Origin of the sequence: Streptomyces poonensis (assembly GCF_014650915.1) — a bacterium.
Lineage (GTDB): Bacteria > Actinomycetota > Actinomycetes > Streptomycetales > Streptomycetaceae > Streptomyces > Streptomyces poonensis.
The window spans coordinates 13581-32540 of sequence record NZ_BMVW01000029.1 but is presented as its reverse complement, the minus strand read 5'-3'; the positions used below and the strand labels follow the sequence as shown (position 1 = coordinate 32540).

The window sequence follows — 18960 nt, the reverse complement described above, 5'->3', positions numbered from 1 at the left end:
GACACGAGGCGAACGGCCCGCTGCCCGCCATGTTTCAGGGTCGAGCGGGGCCGTTGCGGCGTCGATCTCCTCCAGCGCGATCCGCAAGCAGCCGCAACGCTTTCGGATCGCGATGACGGTGGCGGCGGTGGAGGCCGGCCGGCTTCACCGCACGCCTGCGGCTGGTTGCCAGGGGCCGAGCTGGGCTGTCGCTGCTTTGAGCTCTTTCTCGGTGATGTTCTCGCTGCCGCTGTGGATCGCGATGACGGCGGCGGTGGAGATGACGTAGGTGAGGGCTTTGAAGTAGCCGCCGGTGAGCTGGTGCAGTTGGGCGGCGTGCTTGCTGAGGGCGTTTTCCTCGAGCCGGTACAGGCTCAAGTCAGCCTCGAAGCTAGCCAGTACGCGCCGGAACATCTCCTGTTCCTCGGCCTTGGGGCCCAGGGGCAGGGGGTGCAGCCAGGTCACGGGCAGCAGCGCGGTGGGGGAGGGCGAGACGGGATCCGCCGGGCGGCCCGCCTGTTCGAGCCGTACCCGGTTCTCCGCGCTGACCCGGGTCAGGTCCTGGGCCAGGATGCGGGCCTGGTGCAGGAGGTGGCTGGCGCCGGTGCCGCAGAAGATGAGCGAGATGCCCAGCTTGTCGCGCAGGTAGTCGAAGTAGGGCAGCACGTTGGCCAGTTGCTGTGGCGAGGACCGGTCGATGTCGTCGACGAGCAGCAGACGGGTCTGCGCCGTCTCCAGGACGTAGTTGACCGACAGGGTCACGTCCTGGTGCCTGCGCATCTCCAGGACTTCCGTGAGGCTCTTCGGCTCGGGGTTGAGACCCAGGTAGGAGCCGATCTCCCAGATCCAGTTCACCCTCGGCTCCGGGTCCGCGGGGGTGGTGATGTGCACCACCGGGATCGTGTTGGGCTGCCGGCCGTTCGTGGCGACTTCGATCTCCTGCTGGGCGGTGCGTCCGATCGCCCGCAGCAGGCAGGTCTTGCCAGTGCCCGCGGGCCCGTCGATGACATGGTCCATCAGGCCCTCACGGCTCCCGCTGTTGCGGTGGACCGCCTCGACGACCGTCTTCTGCATGTGCGTCATCGCGTCGGTGGGCACCATCCGCAGGTGCCGGTGGTAGGCGATGGCCTGTTCGTCCGTCTTCCTGTCCTCGGCGGGACTGGTGCCTGCCGCCAGGACGGGCGGGTTCACCTCCTCGTCGACGAAGTGGGTCCAGCCGGTGAGCTGGAACAGCGGCAGAGGCCGCATCGGGGTGTCCCTCAGCTGCTGGCGCAGGCGGGCTTCACGCTTATCACGCAGTTCGACGGATGCCTTCATCACGCTTCTCCCTCATCACGGTTCCTGCCTCGACACCGGCAGACCGGCCCCGGGCCGGAGGACGCATCCGGCCCCCGCGGGGGCCGGATGCGGCTGCGTCGTTCACGGCCCCTGCCCCAGGTCGCCTACACATTCCATACGTCGTTCTCGGCCTCGTCATCGTCCGGATTGGGGTCGTCGAGGAGCTCTGCGTCGACGACCTCGTCTACAGATGCCGGTGCTTCGGCCGTGAGGGCCTGCGGCCCGCTGCCGTCGCCGTCGTCGGGGAAGAGCGCTGCGAGCGGATGCGGAGCCAGCCCGCTGCCCGAAGTCGGCCCCACGTCGTTGCTGCCCGCGGGCAGCAACGACGTGGCGGGTGCTGAGGGGGGTGCCATGGGGGAGATGGGCAGCGCCGGGTAGGGCCGCAGGGTCGACAGGTCGAACTCCTCCAGACCCGCGTACGGGTCCTGGGACGGCTGCTCCGTCTCCAACTCCAGCCCCCGGAAGGGCGGTTCGGCCCCGCTGCGCTTGGGCGGCGGCCTGCGACTGCGACGACGCCGGTCGCGCTGCGCCAGGGACAGGGCGATCGCCTCCTCGTCCTGCTTGCTGCCGCCGGCCGCCAGGTGCCGCTCTGCGTGTTCCTGCCACATGTCTGCGGTCCACGGATCGTGCAGCAGGTGCCGCAGCCGGAAGTCGCAGGTCACCCAGGTGCCGGCGGTGTGGTCGTACAGCCACACCCGCTCGGGGTGGTAAGGGTTGAAGCGGCATTCCCACTGGTCGCCTCGGCCGGGCAGTTTCGAGCCGCCGCGCAGAAGGATCTCGCGGTAGTGACCGGCGTCCTGCGCGATGGGCTGATAGATCCGATAATCGATCATGAAGCCGCCCTTGCCGGGGCGGACCCACTGCCGCAGCAGGAAGGAGCGGTTCTCGGCAGGGGAGAGCGGCACCGCCCGGTAGCCGCTGCGGGCCACCTGGACCGCATACATCTCGTTGGGCGACAGCACGACGTGGGGACGGAACGGGTCACGCAGCCCCGCGTCGGGGGTCTGCTGGTACTCGAGCGCCACCCACTCCTGGGCCATCTGCTGGAGCTCGGCAATCGTGTACAGCGGCATCCGGTCGATGCCGCGGCCGCGTTTCTTGTGGCTGCGGCCCTGCCAGCCGTGCGTCACGTGCTGACTGAAGCGGTGCGCGAGGGTGACGAAGAAGTGTTCGGGGAGCGGTTTGTCGGTCGGGGTCTTCTTGCGCGCCGGGCGGCGGGCGATGCGCAGCCGGTCGCAGACCTCGGTGAAGTGCTCGCTCACATAGGGGCTGCCCTGGTCGTAGATGATCAGCTCGGGGCGGATGACCGGGCGGGCGGCGGTGGCCTCGGTGAACCGCTCGTCCGCGGCCCGCAGCGCCCCGAACGGCAGACTGGAGGCGGCGGCCGCACTGAGCGGGTCCCAGCCGGGCATCACCGGCCAGGGCGCGAATGCCTGGGCCAGCATCAGGGTCAGGTCGATCGCCCGGGTTGCCTGGCCCGCCTGCCCGCTCTCGGCGTCCCGGGGGCGGCTGGGCGTGATCATCAACGCACACACGGTGTGGTTGGCCACATCGATGAGCGAGGTCAGCTCCGTCGCGGTGGGCCGGCCGTCGTCGCCGCGGGCCAGGATCCGCAGCGGCGTGGTGTCGGTCTGGGTCACCTGTCCCGGCCGCAGCACGACCTCGCGCCCGCCATGGGGCAGCGGCGGGGTGGAGGCCAGGGCGGCCCGGGACCGTGTCGGCTGGCCCAGGGCATCGGCCAGGCCGGACTCCTTCATCCGCAGGTAGAAGGTGGAACGGGAGGGCAGCAGAGCCGCCACGCCAGCCGAGCCGAGTTCCTTGGCGTACCGCGAGTGCAGCAGGTCCTCGACTTCCTCGCGGATCACGTCGATGGTCACATCCGACGCGTGGGCCCGCCGGGCCACCACCTCCTGCATGGCGGACAGGCACCGCGGATCGGTGAAGCCACCCGGCCGTTTCTCCCGCCCTGCGGGCAGCAGCACAACCGGGTTCTCCCCGGCCGCTTTCCACTTGCGCCGCTTGTCGGCGAGGGTGTGAGCGGAGCAGCGGATGCCGTCGGCGGCCAGCCGCGCCGACATCGCGGCGCACCGCTGGGCCAGCGTCGTGTCCGGCCCGAATCCCCGCGCATGCTCGCTTCGGCCCGGCGCCAGACCGGTATCGATCTCCACCATGCGGGCCTGCCACAGCTCGGCCTCCTCCTGCCCCTCCAGCCGCCCTCGCCCCTCAAGTGCCGCCCCGCCCGCGGCCGGTGCCGCACCGCCGCTGACAACAGCGAAATCCTCCGCGCTCACCAGCCACCGGAAGGACACCGCCCGGGGCGCCTCCGCACCGTCCTGCGGCACCAGCGTGACCAGCGGCCCCTGCCACTCCGCCACCTCCCACTCGCGCTGGTGCCAGCGCACCAGCGCCCCGATGAATAGCGATCCCGCAGACCGGCCCTCGTCTGTTCCCGCCATGCGCTCCTCCCGGTCGTTCAGGCCGTCCAGGCCATGGCATCGGGCAGCAGCGGATACGCGGTATCGAACAGCAGCCGCCGTTGCCAGAGCATCCGGTAGGCAAGGTCCAGCCCGGTCAGCTCGTCCAGTCCGCTCGCCGCCACCCCCGCCCGCAGACCCGTCGGCTGCCTGAACGCCTCCAGCAGCGCCTGTCCTTGGCCCTCCTCGTCGCCTTCGGGGAAGCGGTAGCCCGCCAGCCACCCGAGATTGCGCGCGCGCACCCCCGACGGCTCGCGGACCTGCCGCACCCGCCACCCTGCCGGCCGGGCCACCTCCTCAAGTACCTGAAGCCGCGCCGCGGGCAGGCTCTCCTGGCCGGACGGCTTCAGCACCAGCACCTCACGTACACCATCGGCCGTGCGCGCCAGGAAATCGGGGCGCCAGCGGCGAAGGCGGCCTCCTGCCCGCCACCGCAGTTCCACCGGGCCGGCACTGAACGCCGCCCAGACCGGCTCGAAGTCCAGTTCCACCGCCAGCCGCCACTGCCGCAGGCTGCCGCACACCACGGTCGCCTCCCGGGTCGCCACCGGCCAGTAGGTGATGATGCCCCTGCGGCCCCGATAGGGCACCGGCTCGCTCACCGGCCCGAATTCCTCCAGCGCCACGCCCTGAAGCCCGTCCGCGGTGCACGAGTACACCGGCCCGTACGGCTCGCGGTACAAAGCCACGACACCCTGGCCCGCCTTCGGCACGGCCTCGCCTTCCAGCAGTCCGCCGGCGACCTCCACCGCACTCATGCCCACCCCCTGCCGTGCCGCCGCACGGCCCCGCAGACCTGTCCGCCCGTCAACTCCTGCATCTTCGGTCCCTGGCCGTGCGCCCAGCCGGCCCACACCGCAGCCCGGTACCCCCATGCTGCTGTGCGCCGCGCCGCGAGAACTTCCCCGCCCGCCGGATACGCCTGAAAGGGTGAATACGGTGGTGACAAGGAAGTCGGACACCCCCTTCCCGCGCGGACCACGGCGTCCTGCGCGCCGCCTTTGCTGTTGAACTCGCCCGCCACGCGGCCCGGTTCGGCCCGCTGAACATCCGCTGCATCGATCAGTCCCAGGAAGGGGAGGGAGCGAGGAGACCCACCGCGGCCCGCCGGGATCCGATCACCGGTGGGGGAAGGACCCTGGCGCCGCCAACCGGCCCCGGCACCCCGCGTCCGGGGCGACGGGTATCCGGCAGCTGCCGGGCCAGGACGCACCAGACCGTCTGCGCCTCCGGCCGACGAGCGGTGTCCGCACCACGGCGATCCGCGGGGACGGTCCGCGTGACGAACAGGCTCGCGGTTCCCGCCTTCGGGCGTGTTGCCTGGCGGGCCTGAGACGGCAGGTGTATGCAGGCAGGAAGCCTGGGACCGTCCGTTCCAGGCGGGTCGGGGGTGGTGAGCTGGTGGCGGGTGGAGCGTACGAAGAACTGTCACACACGGGCCAGTTGGGGCCGGAGACGTTCGAACTGCTGCGACGTCTGGTTCATCAGGTCCGCCAGTCGTCCGGATTCCCGCCGCCCGAGGGGTACGCAGAGTGGAATGACGACGCGGCCTACGACGTGATCACGGCCATGCTGACCCGCGAGGGCGCCGGGCAGCACTTCGTGACCAGCTGCTTCGCCCTGGCCGCCGACGAGGCCTCACTGGAGCGGCTGTTCCTCACGTCGATCAAGAACTTCCTCATCGATGAGGCGAAGAAGACCCCGCGCGGCAAGCTGCGGCGCCGCATCGCCCGGCTGATGGGCACCGACGCGTCCTTCCGCCGGATCCCCGGGCCTCCGCCGCGGTGGGCGCTGAGTGAACATCCCGAAGGCGCGGTGTGGCAGGGGAATCTAGATGATTTCGTTGCCGGGGCCTGGCGCGTACGCGGGGTGGGGATCACCCGCTGGAACCATTCCGGCCCGACCCCCGCACAGACGGTCCGGGCCCTCATGGCCATCGTGACGCAGGTCCTGCGGCACGCCCGGGGCGCCGTGCGGGAGGAGGACCTGGCCAAGGTCCTCGAGTCCCGGTTCGAGCTTCTGACACCGGCCCGCTTCACCCCCCTCTACGCCGACGACGGGACGCTCGCCGCTGCGGTTGAGGCGAGCGCGGCGTCGGAGGCTGACCCCGCGGGCGCTGGCGGTGGCGCCGCCGACATCTGGCAGCGGCTGACCGACACCGAGCGTCTGCTGCTGCCCTACCTGGATGAAGACGCCCAACACGCGGCGCAGTTGCTGGAGATCGGACAGGCACAGGCCGGGGCCGTTCTGGCAGGTCTGAAGGCAAAACTCCTGCTTGCCCTGTCCGAGGACAGCGACCGGGAAGCGGTCATGGGAGCGCTGCTGCGGCGCTGCGCGGATCCGCCCCCTGAGCCGCCCCTGTGACGTCGTCCGTATCCAGTGAGAAGAGAATGCGCTGATGGATCACAGCCGAGGAGAGGGGGAGACAGGATGAAACCCGCCCAGGGCAGCAGCGCCTACCAACGGCTGGTGGCCGCCGCAGCGGGGCTGAAGGTGCCCGACGCCGTCCGGGAGGTCGCCACCGCGCCGCCGCGGGATCCCGAACCCGGCCAGATCTGGCGGGCCGTGTGGGAGCAGACCATCCAGCTGCTGGTGATCACTACGGTCGACGACGACACGGTGCACGCCATTCCGGCCTCCTTGGAACGCTACGCCGACGCCCACACGCTGCTGCTGCCTGCCGAGGCATCCACGCTGGAGCAGCCGCTCGCCCTGTGGTGGGGACTGAAACAACCTCTGCCCTGGTATGTGCTGGACCGTCAGGTCAGCCAGCTGACGGTGCCGCTGCCCGCCTTTCTGCACCTCGATCTCGCGCACGACCCGCCGCCAGGGGCACGCTGGGGCAGCACCGCGCCGTCACCCGCCGCGGCGGCCGCCGAGTACCGGGGTGTCCTGGCCGACAACCTGGCGAGGCTGAGCGCCGCACGATGGGTACCGGAAGGATCCGGCGCGCTGCCGCAGCTGCTGCAACAGCGCGGTGTCACCCCCCAGCAACTGGGATCACAGCTGCAGCTCCCGCCCGCCCAGGCCCTGCCGCTGTGGCGCGGCCACCACCCCCTCACAGCCGACCAGGCCGAGAAACTCGCCGTACTCCTCGGCCTGGGCGCGCAGGAGGTCCTCGCCGCCAATCCCGCGCCGCCGCCCGCCGTGGTGCACGAGCTGAACCGGCCGATGCGCCGCCAGCACCTACGAGCCCTCGCTGCCCGGCACCTCGAAAACGAACAACAGGCCCGGCTCCGTGCCGCCTACGGCATCCTCACCCTGGCGGCCCGCCAGGACGACCGCACCAACACGGACTGGGCGGCACGCGCGGACACCTACTTCGAACTACATCTGGGCCAGTAGGGGCTGCCATGGTCAACTACGTGCTCGCGGCCGCCGCCCGCGCCCAGGCGACCGCCATGATGGCGGAACTGGACGCACACAGACCCGGTGCGACCCAGCGCCTGGCCCAGGACGCCCTCGCCGAGATGCAGACATGGCCGGAGCTGACCGTCCGGCGCGTTGCCGAGGCCCAGAGCGGCCCGCGCTGCAGCGTCGCCGGCGCCTACGCACCCGGCCCGCCCCCGCAGATCGTCGTCGCCGACTCCACCAGCCCTGCCCGGCAGGACTTCACCGCCCTGCACGAACTGGGCCATCACCTCCAGCAGAACAGCTTCGCCCTGATGGATGCCTTCGCACGCCAGCCCGATCGCGGCGTGCTGCTGGAAGACGCGGCCTGCGATGCGTTCGCCGCCGAGATCCTGCTGCCGGCACCGCTCGTGGAGCATCACCTGGCCTCCGACGGACCCACCGCCCCCGACATCGTGGAATTGTGGCGTGCCAGCGGCGCCTCCCGCATGGCCGTGTGTGTCCGTGCCATCCAGCACCTGCCCGCCCCCGGACACATCCTCCTCCTCGACACCGGCGGACAGGTCGTCTTCGCCGCCTCCCACGGCCTCCGGCCGCTGCAGCGCGGCAGCTTCCAGGGCGACATCCCCACCATCGCCCAGGCCCGGGCCGGCCAGGGCCGCGCGCAGGGACGCACCCAAATCCGCTACCGCGACGGCATCCTGGGGCGAGAACTGCACGCGCAGACCGCGCCGATGGACGGCTACCTGGTCGCCGTCCTCGTCACCGACTCGGCGCCCTGGCGCGCCTTTACGCCGCCCACGAAGGACACCGGCCCCCAGGCGCGCGAGTACATCTGCGAACACTGCGACGAGGAGTTCCGCTCCTTCGAACCCGCCTGTTCCGTCTGCGGCGTCCCCCGCTGTCCCGAATGCGACCGCTGCGCCTGCCCGGCGCGCGTGACCGAACGCCTGTGCCAGGGATGCTTCATTCGGCATCCGCCCGCGATGTTCGCCGACGGCGCCGACCGCTGCCTCGACTGCTCCTGACGCCCCGCCAGTGCCTTCAGGACACCCTCGTTTCTCTACCCGCGAGTTACGTCGTCCGTCCCGGGCGAATCACCCCACACCGGGGTGACGGGACCCGGCGCCGGCTCCGGGACCCCGTCGGGCAAGGCCGGCAGAAGAAGAATCATGGCCATCCAGATCACCGCGGTACGCCTGTCCGGCGGCACCACGCACCAGCACATCACTCGCTTGTGGTGGACCAACCCGGCGACCGCCAAGACCGGCGACAACACCCGGGCGGAGATCGTCACCTGGATCGAAGACGAAAAGGGCCAGGCCTACACAAGCGACGCCGGCGGGCACCGGGCGGAGGTCGCCGTGGTGACCCCGCCGCGCGGCGAGAAGTACCTGCAGACCCGCGCCGATGGCGTGTGGACCAACAACCTGCTGGCTCTTCCCCGCCGCTGAGCAGTCCTGCCCCCGGGTGAGCAGAAAGGCGGCCGCCGCCCTTCCTGCTCACCCGGGCGGCGGATCGCGGAAGCGGTGCGGGCCGCCGGAAGGATCGGGCCGGCCACCCACGACGTGGGGCTGACCATGCCCGGCCCGCGGCAGGGGCACGGTCTCCTCGCCCCTGCGGTTCGCGTCCGTCTGTCGGGCGTTCGACATGCTCGAGGACTTCGAGGCGGCGATCACGGAGCTCCGGGAGCAGAGACCGAACACCCTGCCGTCCGATCGCGGCGGCGTTGTCAGTGGCGCGTGGTACATCTGACCCTCAAGTGAACTTGTGTGCTTTTCCCGCTAGTTGATCAATATCGAGTGAAGAGGCAGGACAGGGTCGAGACGGAACTTCCCGAGCAGGGGGTGGTGTTCTGGCCGGTGGACACGGGTGACTCCACCACGATCGTGCTGGGCGGCGACCTGGTGGTGCAGGTGGACCTGCGGGACATGAAGGCGGCCGACGAGGACGACGCGGTGGTCGCCGCCGTCATCGACCGCCTGGAGGAGACCCTTCCGCAGCCCGACGGCAAGACGCCCTACCTTGCGGTCTTCGCGCTGACCCACGCCGACAAGGATCACTGCTGCGGCTTCGGCGACCTGCTGGAGAGCTCCATCCTGATCGGGGAGATCTGGGCGACGCCCCGGCTGTGGCGCGAGCTGTCCGAGGACAAGCCCATGTGCGAGGACGCCCGCCGCTTCCAAGAGGAGGTCGAACGGCGTGTAGACGCCACCCTCCAGGCCATCAAGGACGGCAAGGAGCCCGCGAGCGGGGACCGGGTGCGGATCATCGGCTACGACGAGGACCGCGAGGGCCACTCCTACGCGCAGCTGCCGGACGAGTACTTCACCTTCCCCGGGAAGCCCATCACGACCGTCGACGGCGTGGAAGTCTCGGACAAGTTCGAGGCCTTCGTCCACGCCCCCTTCAAAGACGACTGCGCCGGCGACCGCAACGACACCTCCCTGGCCCTGCAGGTGCAGCTGCACACGGACGACGGCACGACGGGCCGGCTGCTGTTCCTGGGCGACCTCGCCTACCCCACCATCAAGAAGATCTTCGACTACAGCGAGTCCCACGACCGCACCGACCGCATCGAGTGGGACGTGCTGCTCTCCCCGCACCACTGCTCCAAAAAGGCCATGTACGCCAAGGGCGAGGACGGCGAAGAGGAGCTCAAGCAGGACATCCTCGACCAGCTTGAGGCGCATGCCAACGCGGACGCCCGGGTGATCTCCAGCTCGCGGCCCTTCCGCGACAAGGACGACAAGGGCAACGACCCGCCGCACCTGCTGGCCCGCACCGCCTATGAGTCGATCATCGACTACCCGGTGCTGTGCACGGGGGAGTACCCCTCCAAGGAGGAGCCCCGCCCGGTGGTCTTCGCCCTGGAGCCCGGTCTGGGCCTCGAACTCGTCGACGTCACCGACCTGGAGAACAAGGGCCAGGTGCTGAAGGCCGCAGGCGGGGGACGCCGGCTGCTGGCCACGCTGGGCACCACGCGCTTCCCGGCCGCCGCCTTCGCCGCAGCCGGCCTGCCGCACCAGCGCGGCACGGACGCCGCCCGCGCCGGTGTGCAGCAGGCCAGGGGTGACAAGGCCGAGCCGGCGGTACAGATCGGATTCGGTGCCGCGTGAAGGACAGCGCCACCCTGGAACTCACTGAAGGCCAGCAGCTCGCCCTCGACCAGCTCCACCGGATCGTCCAGGCCTCTCACGGAGCGGTGGCGGCCACGCACGTGGCCGCCACCGCCAACCGGCCAGGGTACGTCGAGGCCCGCATCAGCGTGGGCTGCGCCAACTTGCCGCGCACGGAGGGCGGCCTGCGGCTGCGCAGCGTGGAAGCGGTCACCCTGCTGATCCCCCCAGATTTTCCCTTCAGGGCTCCCAGCGTGCGGACCCGGCACACCCGGTTCGCCGGCGCCCCGCACGTCAACTGGGGCCGCCACCTGTGCCTGTACCGCTCGACGGCGACCGAGTGGGATCCGGCCGACGGCATGTACGGGTTCGTCAACCGCCCCCTGGACTGGTTCGAGGCGGCCGCCGCGGGAGAACTGGACCGGCCCGGTGACCCCCTGCACCCCCCGAACGCCCTGACCGACCACACGGCGGGGCTCCTCGTGATCCGCCGCGACGCGCCCGTCGCCCTGCCGGACCGGTCGTGGCTAGGCGCCGCCGTACTGCACCAGGTCAACGAGACGCGATGCGACGTGGTGGGCTGGCTCGCCATCGAGGACCCCTGGCCCGCAAGCCCGGAGCAGCTGCGGGAGAGCGCCGCGCTCCCGGCCGACGCCCACGCGTTTCTCGCCCCCGCCGTCGTCACCACGAAGCACCTGACGTTCGAATACCCGCTCACCGCGCGGGAACTGGTCGATGCCCTGGCCCGCGACCACCTCACGCCACGCCTGCTGCTGGGGCTGACGGGAATCGTCGCGGACCATAACCGCACCCTGCTCCACCCCGGCGGCGACGCGCCGGCCGACGAGGAGGACACCCCGGCCGCGCCGGTGCACCTGTTGCTGGGCACCCCCTCGCGGGGCATCGCCGGTGACGGGCCGCGCCAGACCCACTTGGTGGCCTGGCACCTGCCCGACTTCGCCGACAGGGTCGGGCGCCTGGCCGCCGACACTGCCTTCAGCGGCCGCCCGCAGCTGGCCGAACTCGGCGACGCGGTCATCCAGTTCGGCACCGAGTGGCTCGACCGTCTGCCCACCCGGTGGATGCGCATCTACGAGGCCCGCCCCGAGGTCACGGTCCGCCGCGACCACGCCACCCCCGCGGCCTGGCTGCGGGGCAAACGCATTCTCGTCCTGGGCGCGGGCGCCCTGGGCGCCCCCGTCGCCGAAATGTGCGCACGCGCCGGTGCCGCGCACCTCACCGTCGCCGACCAGGCGCTCGTCCACCCGGGCATCGTGGCTCGCCAGCCCTACACGGACGCCGACATCGGCCACTTCAAGGCGAGCGTCCTGGCCGACTGCCTCAACCGGATCGACCCCCACACCACCCGTGTCGAAGCACTCGTCGGCGACATCCACCCGGCTGTCCGGACTCGACCTGCACACCTTCGACCTGATCTGGGACTGCACCGCCAACCGCATCGTCCGTGCCCGACTCGAACGCGCCCGCCGCACCGATGCCGCCCCCTGGCCCTACCTGGCCACGCTGATGATCGGCCACCACGCCACCCGCGGCCTCGCCGCCCTCTCACCCCGCGGCGCCACCGGCGGCGGCGCCGACGTGCTGCGCCGCACCGCGCTGGCGGCGCACACCGACGCCACGCACGTCTTCGACGACCTGATCGAGGACTTCTTCCCCACCCAGCCCCCGACCGAGCTCTTCCAGCCCGAACCCGGCTGCTCGGACACCACCTTCACCGGATCGGCTGCCGACGTCACCGCGCTGGCCGGACAACTGGTGGCCGGCATCCTCCACGCCCTGGCCGCCCCCGCAGACCGGTGCACCATGGCTACGCTCATCGTGCGCATGCCCGTCGGCCCCACCGTGGCCCAGCCCGCCGGGCCGCGCTGGCTGACCTGGCCCGACGACACCCTCGTCACGGACGAGGCCACCGGCTACGACGTACGCATCACCCCCGCCGCGCTGGCCGAGATGCGCGCGGAGGCCCGCCGCGGCGCCCGCGTCCGCGGCCCGCGCGTGGAAACCGGCGGCACCCTGCTCGGCGTCGTCGACGACGCCACCGGCGTGATCTTCGTTGACGAGGCCACCGGCCCGCCCCCCGACTCCCTGCTGACGGAGGCCTACTTCCGGCACGGTCTGGACGGCGTCAGCAATCACCTCGCTGCCCGCCGGGAGGCGACCGGCAACCTCAGCCGCTTCCTGGGCATGTGGCACACCCACCCGCACACGGCCGCGCAGCCCAGCGCCACCGACCGAGCCGCTATGACCAGCCTCACCCTGCCGCTGGACGACGCCCCCGCCCGCGCCCTCGTCCTCATCGCCGGAGGACCCGGACCCCTCTGGCGCAAATGGCTCGCCACTGGCGACGGCCCCGACTTCTACGCTCACCTCGCCGCCCGCACCGCCCCCGCCGCGACCGAGCCCCCCGCGCCGGAAGTACCCGCCCACCTCGGCCCCGTGACGTGGTGGCCCGGCGGCTACGCCATCCGCCCCCACCGTTCCGTCCCCGTCCCACGCAAGGGCTCCCGCTCATGACCCGCACCCTCGGCCTCGCCCTGTCCGGCGGCGGCTCCCGCGCCGCAGCCTTCCACCTCGGCTGCCTGCGCGCCCTTCACGACCGCGATCTCCTCGACCGCATCCGCGTCGTCTCCGGCATCTCCGGTGGCTCCCTCCTCGCCGCCCTGTGGGCCTACGGACCGTCCGACTTCGCCGACTTCGACATCCGCACCACCGACCTCCTGCGCCGCGGCCTCCAACTGGACATCGCACGCCAGGCGTTCAAGCCCTCCGCGGCCGCGCGCAACCTCACCGCAGCCGCCCGCGCAAGCACCCGCCAACTGTTCTCCCGCCACAGCGACGTCAGCGTCGCCCGCCCCGCCAACCGCACCGACGCCCTGGCCGCCGTCCTCACCCACAAGGCGTTCGGCCCCAGACCATGGCCGATGTCACCCACCCGGGCCTCGACGTCGTCCTCACCGCCACCGATCTGGCCACCACCAATGCCGTGCGCTTCGGCAGCACCCGCAGCGGCTGCTCCCGCTACGGCACCATCACCGAGCCCATCCACGTCGCCACCGCCGTGGCCGCCTCCGCCGCCTACCCCGCGCTCCTGCCCGCTCTGGAACGCACCTTCACCTTCCAGCACCCGGGCGGACACAACCAGCAGCACACCGTGCTGCTCACCGACGGCGGCGTCTACGACAACCTCGGCCTGTCCGTCCTCGAGCCCGGACGCTCACCGCACCACACCCAGCATGTCTACGACGTGCCCTTTATCATCTCCTGCGACGCCGGCCTGGGCGAACTCGTCCTGAAAGCACCGCACTTCATGCCCGGACGACTCAACCGCTCCTTCGCCACCATCCACCGCAAAGCCCAGGACTCCGCCCGCTCCCGCCTGCACGAGTGGGCCGCGAGCGGACGCATCGACGGCTTCGCCCTCGCCTACCTCGGCATGAAGGACAACCGGCTGCCCACACCGCCCGCCGACCTCGTCCCGCGCAGCGCGGTCGCCTCCTACCCGACCAACTTCGCAGCCATGACCCGCAGCGACCTCGAGGCCATCACCACCCGCGGCGAACAGATCATGCGCACCGTCCTTCCGATGTACCTGCGCCGGGCACACCGCTGAGACAGCAGCGAAGCAAGCGGTGTGGTGCCCCTCCGGCACGCGCAGCGGCAGGATGACCGGGGCCCGGCAAACGGGCCACAGTGCTGCCTTTACGCGCCAGCCTCTCTGGCGGCGTCTTCGCTGGGCGGCGAGTGCGCGGGCAGCTCCCACCGGACCTCGCCGCTGTCGTGATGATGGTGCCAGGCCGTGACGAGGCGGGCGCGGACCAGTTGGTCGAGGAGGTCTTCCAGCTGCTGGGGCGGCTGTCCGCACTGGCGGGTGAGGGCATCGAGCTCGCCCCCGCCCGCCCCGGCGGTGCTGTGGGCGGCCAGGGCGAGTGCGGTCAGCCGCAGAGCGCAGGGCAGGCCGGGCGAGGCGGCCAGCGGGGCGGGGCGCAGCGCCCATTGGGCGGCGCGGATGCGCGCGGTGCGTCCGGGGGCCTGGTGCAGGACGGCGGCGTCGAGCAGCTGTGCCTGGACGGGCGAGCATCTGCGGCTGAGGCGGTGCAGCCAGCCGGCGTGCTCCAGTTCGAGCCACAGCTCCGCGCGGCCGTGCAGCCGCATGCCGCGCAGGAACCCATGGGGCAGGCGGATCTGCCCGTGATGGTCGGCGCGCAACGCGCACTGCAGGGCGAGCAGCCGGGCTGCGGGGGAGGAGAAGCGGGGCAGCGCTGTGGCGAGGTAGGTGAGCATTTCGCGTACGCGCTGCTGCTCTGCCGGGCCGAACGGAGGCGTGGTGCGCGCAGGGCGCGCCATGCCGGCGGCCGGCTGGGCGCGGCCGGTGCCGAGCAGGGTGGGCGGCACGACGGCGGTGCGGCTCATCGCCGCCGCGCAGGCGGCGCAGGCATCAGCCAGCCGCCACGCACGGCCGCCGCGGTCGCAGGTCAGGGCGAGCAGGACGGGTCCCGCGCAGCCGCGGTGGCGGGGGTGCCAGTGGCAGCCCAGTGCCTGGCACTGGCAGATGCGCAGGTGCCCGGGCAGCGTGTCGGCGCGGGCGTGGCGGGCCAGATGGGTGAGGGCGGCCGAGCGGGCGGAGGCGGCCGGCAGGACGGGGCTGTGTGCGCAGCGGGGACAGGTCAGGGCCGGCCCGCCCGTCTGCGGGCGCAGGTGCACCGTCCAGATGCGCTGCACCGCAGCGTGTGTACTGGCAAGCCGCATCGGCTCGTTGTCCCTCCGTTCTGGTCCGCGTCGGCCTCGCGCGGTGGCCTCCCGGTACGTACGTGGGAGCCGCCCGCACCGTAGTGCAGATACCTGCACTCGCGCAGTGCGAGTGCAAGGCGCGCTCACCTGCACTGATAGTGCAGAAATCCGCACTGACAGGGCAGGTGTCTGCACCGTCGGATGGTGGGGTGACGATCTTGCCGCCCGACCCGGACCGCGACGCCCTGCGTGTGACGCTGGTGCGGCTGAGGAACGCGCGCGAGTGGACCTTCGACGAACTCGCCGGCCGCAGCGGCCTGGCCCGGCGCACGCTGATCGACCTCGAACACGGCCGGGCCGCAGGCACCGTCACCACCTGGCATGCCCTCGCGCACGCCTTCGATGTCCCCATCGAGCAGCTGCTCGGCTCGCTCTGCGACGACCACACCCCGCCCGGATCCAAGGGCGCCTGACTCCGGCCGCGTCAGGCCTGGCGCGCCGCGCAAATCACCCGAACCGGCGAGCATGCATAGAACGCACACCCGCCGACTCGCGTTGCCGTTCGACAGGGCTGGGCCGCCCGGGGGACTGCCCGTCCGCCATCCCCGCCCTCCGGGCGTGTCACCTGGCACGGTCCTCGCCATGCGCCCCCACTCCATCCCCGGCTGCCACTGGGACGGCAGCCCTCGCACCGCCCCGGCGCGCCGTCCCCTGCGGGTGGCCGCCACCAGTCCCAGCCGCCTGCTGCGCGCCGGCCAGAGCGGCCGCTGCCGCCACTGCGGCAACCGCATCGACCTCTACCCGCGTGCCGACGGGCGTCCCATCGCCCTGCATCCCGCCGAACTGGCCACCGCCCACGCCCCTGCCTCCTGCCACTGGCACCTGAGCTCCGGCATCGCTCACCCGCACGGCGACGGCAGCGCCTGGTGCCGCATTCCGCACGCCGTGCTCTGCCCGCAGCGCACTCCCCTCTGCCGGATCAACCCGTCCCTCACGTCGGTGCGCCGCCAACTCGCCGTACGAACCCGTCGCCTGATCGACACCGGTGTCTTCATCCCCACGGCTGCCCCCACCAGCGCAGCGCCTGACGGCCCCGACCGCCCTCTCGTACGGATGCTGCTGGGCTACTACCTCGCCGACGGCCCCGTGGAGGCCATCCGCTGCGTAGCCCAGACGAGCCACCGAACCCGCTGCCCCCGTCCCGTCCTGGCCCCGGACGCCCCGCCCGGATCCTGGAGACTGCTGCATGTCGGCACCCAACGCGGCCAACTCGCCCTGTCCGAACAGGTGACGGCCGTCTACGACCTCAGCCAGCTGCCCCATGCCGAACAACGGCGCTGGCGTATCCAGCGCTGCCCCGCGCACGCCACCACCCACGGCGCCGCCGACCTGGCCCTGGCCGGATGGCAGGTCTTCGATCCCCTCCTGCACGCCCAGCACCTGCGTACCGGTCTGCCATACCCACCGGCACCCGGCAGCAAAGAGAGGTGACAATGCCGCACCACGCCCTGGAAATCCTCCTGACGCGCCCGCTGGTCCCGGCGGAGCTCCGTGACGCCGCCCGCGTGCTGCCGCTCGCGACCAACCACGACACCACCCGCCTCATGGCCCTCGTACGCGCCAAAACCCCCGGCCGCGCCGCACACCGGCTGCGCCAGCACCTCGCCACTCGGCTCCCCGTGGACGTGATCACCACCCACTACCCGGACGCCGCAGGGCAGGTCCTGCTCAACCTCGCCTTCCCGCCCACCGTCCACGCCACGATCCCCCACGCCGCCCATGAAACGGGGCAGAGCCCGGAACTCTTCGTGAAGCTGGCCCTGCACCGCGCACTGGCCCAGCACGCCAGCGACGAGGCCGACCGGCTCGACCGGGCCGTGCAGCACCTGCTCGCCGGCACCACGGCCGCACACCTCCTGGCAGCCGTCGGCCACGCCCTGACCCGCACCCCCGGAGCAGCCCCCGCATGAACCCGACCGACGAACAGACGGCCGCGGCCGACGCCTTCCACGCCGGCCACCACCTCGCCCTGCAGGCCGGCGCGGGTACCGGCAAGACCACCACCCTGACCCTGCTCGCCCGCACCACCAAACGCCGCGGCCGCTACCTCGCCTACAACCGGGCCATCGCCCAGGACGCACGCACCCGCTTCCCCGACACCGTGCAGTGCAAGACCGCCCACGCCCTGGCCTACGCCGCCGTCGGCCACCGCTACACCCGCCGCCTGAACGCCCCCCGCCGCCCGGCCTGGCAGACCGGACAGGCCCTCGGCATCACCAAGCCGATCCGCATCGGCGACCGCGACATCTCACAAAAGACCCTCTCCAACGCCACGCTGCGCACCGTGGCCGGCTTCTGCCACACCGCCGACGAGACGATCACCCGCCATCACGTCCCCCGCCTGCGCGGTCTGGAAGACAAGGACCTGCACACCCAACTCGCCGCCCACATCGTGCCGTTCGCCCGCAAAGCCTGGGCCGACCTGCAGCACCCCGACGACGGGGCCGTGCGCTTCGACCACGACCACTACCTGAAGATCTGGGCTCTCAGTCAGCCGAAGATCGACGCCGACTTCCTGCTGCTGGACGAGGCCCAGGACACCAACCCCGTCGTCGAACAGATCTTTCTCGATCAGCGCGGCCACGCTCAGCTGGTGATGGTCGGCGACTCCGCCCAGGCCATCTACCAGTGGCGCGGCGCCAAAGACGTCATGACAGGCTTCGAGGGCACTCAGCTCGTCCTGTCGCAGTCCTTCCGCTTCGGCCCCCACCTGGCCCAGGAGGCCAACCGCTGGCTTTCCATCGCGGAGGCACCGATCCGCCTGACCGGCACCCCCGCCGTGCCTACCGAACTCGGGCACCTCGTCCGGCCCGACGCCGTGCTGTGCCGCACCAACGTCGGCGCCATGGCCCACGTCATGGACCTGCTGGCCGCCGGATACCGCGTGGGGCTGGCCGGGGGAGGGGACAGCCTGCGCGCCCTGGCCCTGGCCGCCCGTGACCTCAAGGAGGGCCGCCGCACCTCCCACCCCGAGCTGGTGCTGTTCCCCTCCTGGGGCGAACTGCAGGACTACGCAGCCCACGACCCGGCCGGACGTGACCTGCAGCCGCTGGTCGACCTCGTCGACACCCACGGCACCGACGCCATCCTGGCCGCCCTCGCTCACCTCACTCCGGAGCAACAGGCCGAGGTGACCGTGTCAACGGCCCACAAGGCCAAAGGCCGTGAATGGCCCTGCGTGAAGATCGCCGACGACTTCACCCCGCCGAAGGACACCGACAAGCACGACGACACCGGCCGCCCCGTCCCCGGCCCGATCAGCGACAGCGAAGCCCGTCTCGCCTATGTCGCCGTCACCCGCACCCGCCGGCGCCTCGACCTCGGCGGCCTCTCCTGGATCCACGAGCACCCCGACGGAAACCCGCCGGCACGCTGACCGCCCTGCGGCAAAACGGGAGCCGTCGGTGCGAGTGAACCGAAGCGCGGGCGCGGAAGGACCTCAGCAAAGGTGATCGCTTCCCGGCCGATGGTGACGAGCTGTCGTCGTTGATGGCCGCTGCCGGATGCGACCTTTCTTGCGCGAGCCCTCTGAAGGATGCGTGTTTACACAGGCCAGCCACAGTTCTGGAGCATGGTCCGTAGACTGACGTCCCCTTGGAGGCCGCTTCCCCTCGTCGCCCGTTGCAGAACCGGCCCGTTGCGGAAACCAGGGAGAGCGTGGCGTACGCGGCGTTCTCCGCAACCGGGGCGCCGGCTGAAGCGGTACGGCGGACAGGCTCGACGCGCTGCCCGAACGACGGCGGGCGGGAGGGGGGCTTGGGCGGAGTGGTCTGCCGAGAACTGCCGTAGGCCTTCAGGCCGGCCGCTGTCCACAGACGGCCCGGGGCAGGCTCCTGAAGCCATGAACACTAGCTCGCCGGGCCCCGCCCGCAACAACAGGAAGGCGCCGC

15 protein-coding genes and 3 pseudogenes are annotated in these 18960 nt (G+C 71.7%); 14 read left to right on the top strand and 4 right to left on the bottom strand.

Features of this window, described 5'->3' with window-relative positions:
• Positions 1-144 precede the first annotated feature (144 nt).
• The 3 genes from IE242_RS36515 to IE242_RS36505 all read right to left on the bottom strand — a co-directional run bounded on the left by IE242_RS36515 (position 145) and on the right by IE242_RS36505 (position 4549).
• On the bottom strand, positions 145-1296 hold the full coding sequence (locus tag IE242_RS36515; protein WP_189867248.1) for an ATP-binding protein: 1152 nt from the start codon (positions 1294-1296) through the stop codon (positions 145-147).
• Between the two features lie 125 nt (positions 1297-1421).
• Entirely contained in the window at positions 1422-3773 is a 2352-nt protein-coding gene (locus tag IE242_RS36510; protein WP_189867246.1) for a DDE-type integrase/transposase/recombinase, read from the bottom strand.
• A 17-nt stretch (positions 3774-3790) separates the two neighbouring features.
• Entirely contained in the window at positions 3791-4549 is a 759-nt protein-coding gene (locus IE242_RS36505; protein ID WP_189867244.1) for a TnsA-like heteromeric transposase endonuclease subunit, read from the bottom strand.
• Positions 4550-5234: 685 nt separating this feature from the next.
• On the opposite strand from IE242_RS36505, the gene IE242_RS36500 reads away from it, so the two are divergent.
• From IE242_RS36500 to IE242_RS38415, 10 genes and pseudogenes are all read left to right on the top strand, one after another.
• On the top strand, positions 5235-6155 hold the full coding sequence (locus tag IE242_RS36500; protein WP_229859971.1) for a hypothetical protein: 921 nt from the start codon (positions 5235-5237) through the stop codon (positions 6153-6155).
• A 66-nt stretch (positions 6156-6221) separates the two neighbouring features.
• Positions 6222-7136 carry a hypothetical protein gene (locus tag IE242_RS36495; RefSeq protein ID WP_189867240.1) on the top strand — a complete coding sequence of 305 codons (915 nt, stop codon included), beginning with the start codon at positions 6222-6224 and terminating at the stop codon, positions 7134-7136.
• A gap of 8 nt (positions 7137-7144) precedes the next feature.
• On the top strand, positions 7145-8170 hold the full coding sequence (locus tag IE242_RS36490; protein ID WP_189867238.1) for an ImmA/IrrE family metallo-endopeptidase: 1026 nt from the start codon (positions 7145-7147) through the stop codon (positions 8168-8170).
• Between the two features lie 144 nt (positions 8171-8314).
• On the top strand, positions 8315-8596 hold the full coding sequence (locus IE242_RS36485) for a DUF3892 domain-containing protein (protein WP_093600492.1): 282 nt from the start codon (positions 8315-8317) through the stop codon (positions 8594-8596).
• Positions 8597-8650: 54 nt separating this feature from the next.
• A pseudogene (locus IE242_RS38425) lies at positions 8651-8897 on the top strand (transcriptional regulator NrdR); the annotation flags it as partial.
• A gap of 47 nt (positions 8898-8944) precedes the next feature.
• A complete protein-coding gene (gene mblB / locus IE242_RS36480; RefSeq protein ID WP_189867230.1) occupies positions 8945-10261 on the top strand; it encodes an anti-phage 6A-MBL system MBL-fold protein in 1317 nt (438 codons plus the stop codon).
• Positions 10258-11601, top strand: a pseudogene (locus IE242_RS38420) (ThiF family adenylyltransferase); the annotation flags it as partial. The gene mblB and the pseudogene IE242_RS38420, both read left to right, overlap by 4 nt.
• A gap of 28 nt (positions 11602-11629) precedes the next feature.
• On the top strand, positions 11630-12796 hold the full coding sequence (locus IE242_RS36465; protein WP_189867226.1) for a Mov34/MPN/PAD-1 family protein: 1167 nt from the start codon (positions 11630-11632) through the stop codon (positions 12794-12796).
• Positions 12793-13011 (top strand): annotated as a pseudogene (locus IE242_RS39405) (patatin-like phospholipase family protein); the annotation flags it as partial. The gene IE242_RS36465 and the pseudogene IE242_RS39405, both read left to right, overlap by 4 nt.
• Before the next feature lie 185 nt (positions 13012-13196).
• Positions 13197-13892 (top strand): hypothetical protein, encoded by a 696-nt coding sequence (locus tag IE242_RS38415; protein ID WP_229859969.1) that lies wholly within the window; start codon positions 13197-13199, stop codon positions 13890-13892.
• Positions 13893-13981: 89 nt separating this feature from the next.
• On the opposite strand, the gene IE242_RS36450 is transcribed toward IE242_RS38415, so the two are convergent.
• Positions 13982-15028, bottom strand: a complete 1047-nt coding sequence (locus IE242_RS36450) for a hypothetical protein (protein WP_189867221.1) — start codon at positions 15026-15028, stop codon at positions 13982-13984.
• A 191-nt stretch (positions 15029-15219) separates the two neighbouring features.
• Between IE242_RS36450 and IE242_RS36445 the strand changes: the two genes are divergently transcribed.
• The 4 genes from IE242_RS36445 to IE242_RS36430 all read left to right on the top strand — a co-directional run bounded on the left by IE242_RS36445 (position 15220) and on the right by IE242_RS36430 (position 18446).
• Entirely contained in the window at positions 15220-15483 is a 264-nt protein-coding gene (locus tag IE242_RS36445) for a helix-turn-helix transcriptional regulator (protein WP_189867219.1), read from the top strand.
• Between the two features lie 169 nt (positions 15484-15652).
• Positions 15653-16501 carry a DUF6083 domain-containing protein gene (locus IE242_RS36440; RefSeq protein ID WP_189867217.1) on the top strand — a complete coding sequence of 283 codons (849 nt, stop codon included), beginning with the start codon at positions 15653-15655 and terminating at the stop codon, positions 16499-16501.
• Positions 16498-16980, top strand: coding sequence for a hypothetical protein (locus IE242_RS36435; RefSeq protein WP_189867215.1), 483 nt, complete (start codon positions 16498-16500; stop codon positions 16978-16980). The genes IE242_RS36440 and IE242_RS36435 overlap by 4 nt, the downstream gene beginning before the upstream one ends.
• Complete coding sequence (locus IE242_RS36430; RefSeq protein WP_189867213.1) at positions 16977-18446, top strand: UvrD-helicase domain-containing protein; 1470 nt, start codon at positions 16977-16979, stop codon at positions 18444-18446. The genes IE242_RS36435 and IE242_RS36430 overlap by 4 nt, the downstream gene beginning before the upstream one ends.
• Positions 18447-18960: the final 514 nt, after the last annotated feature.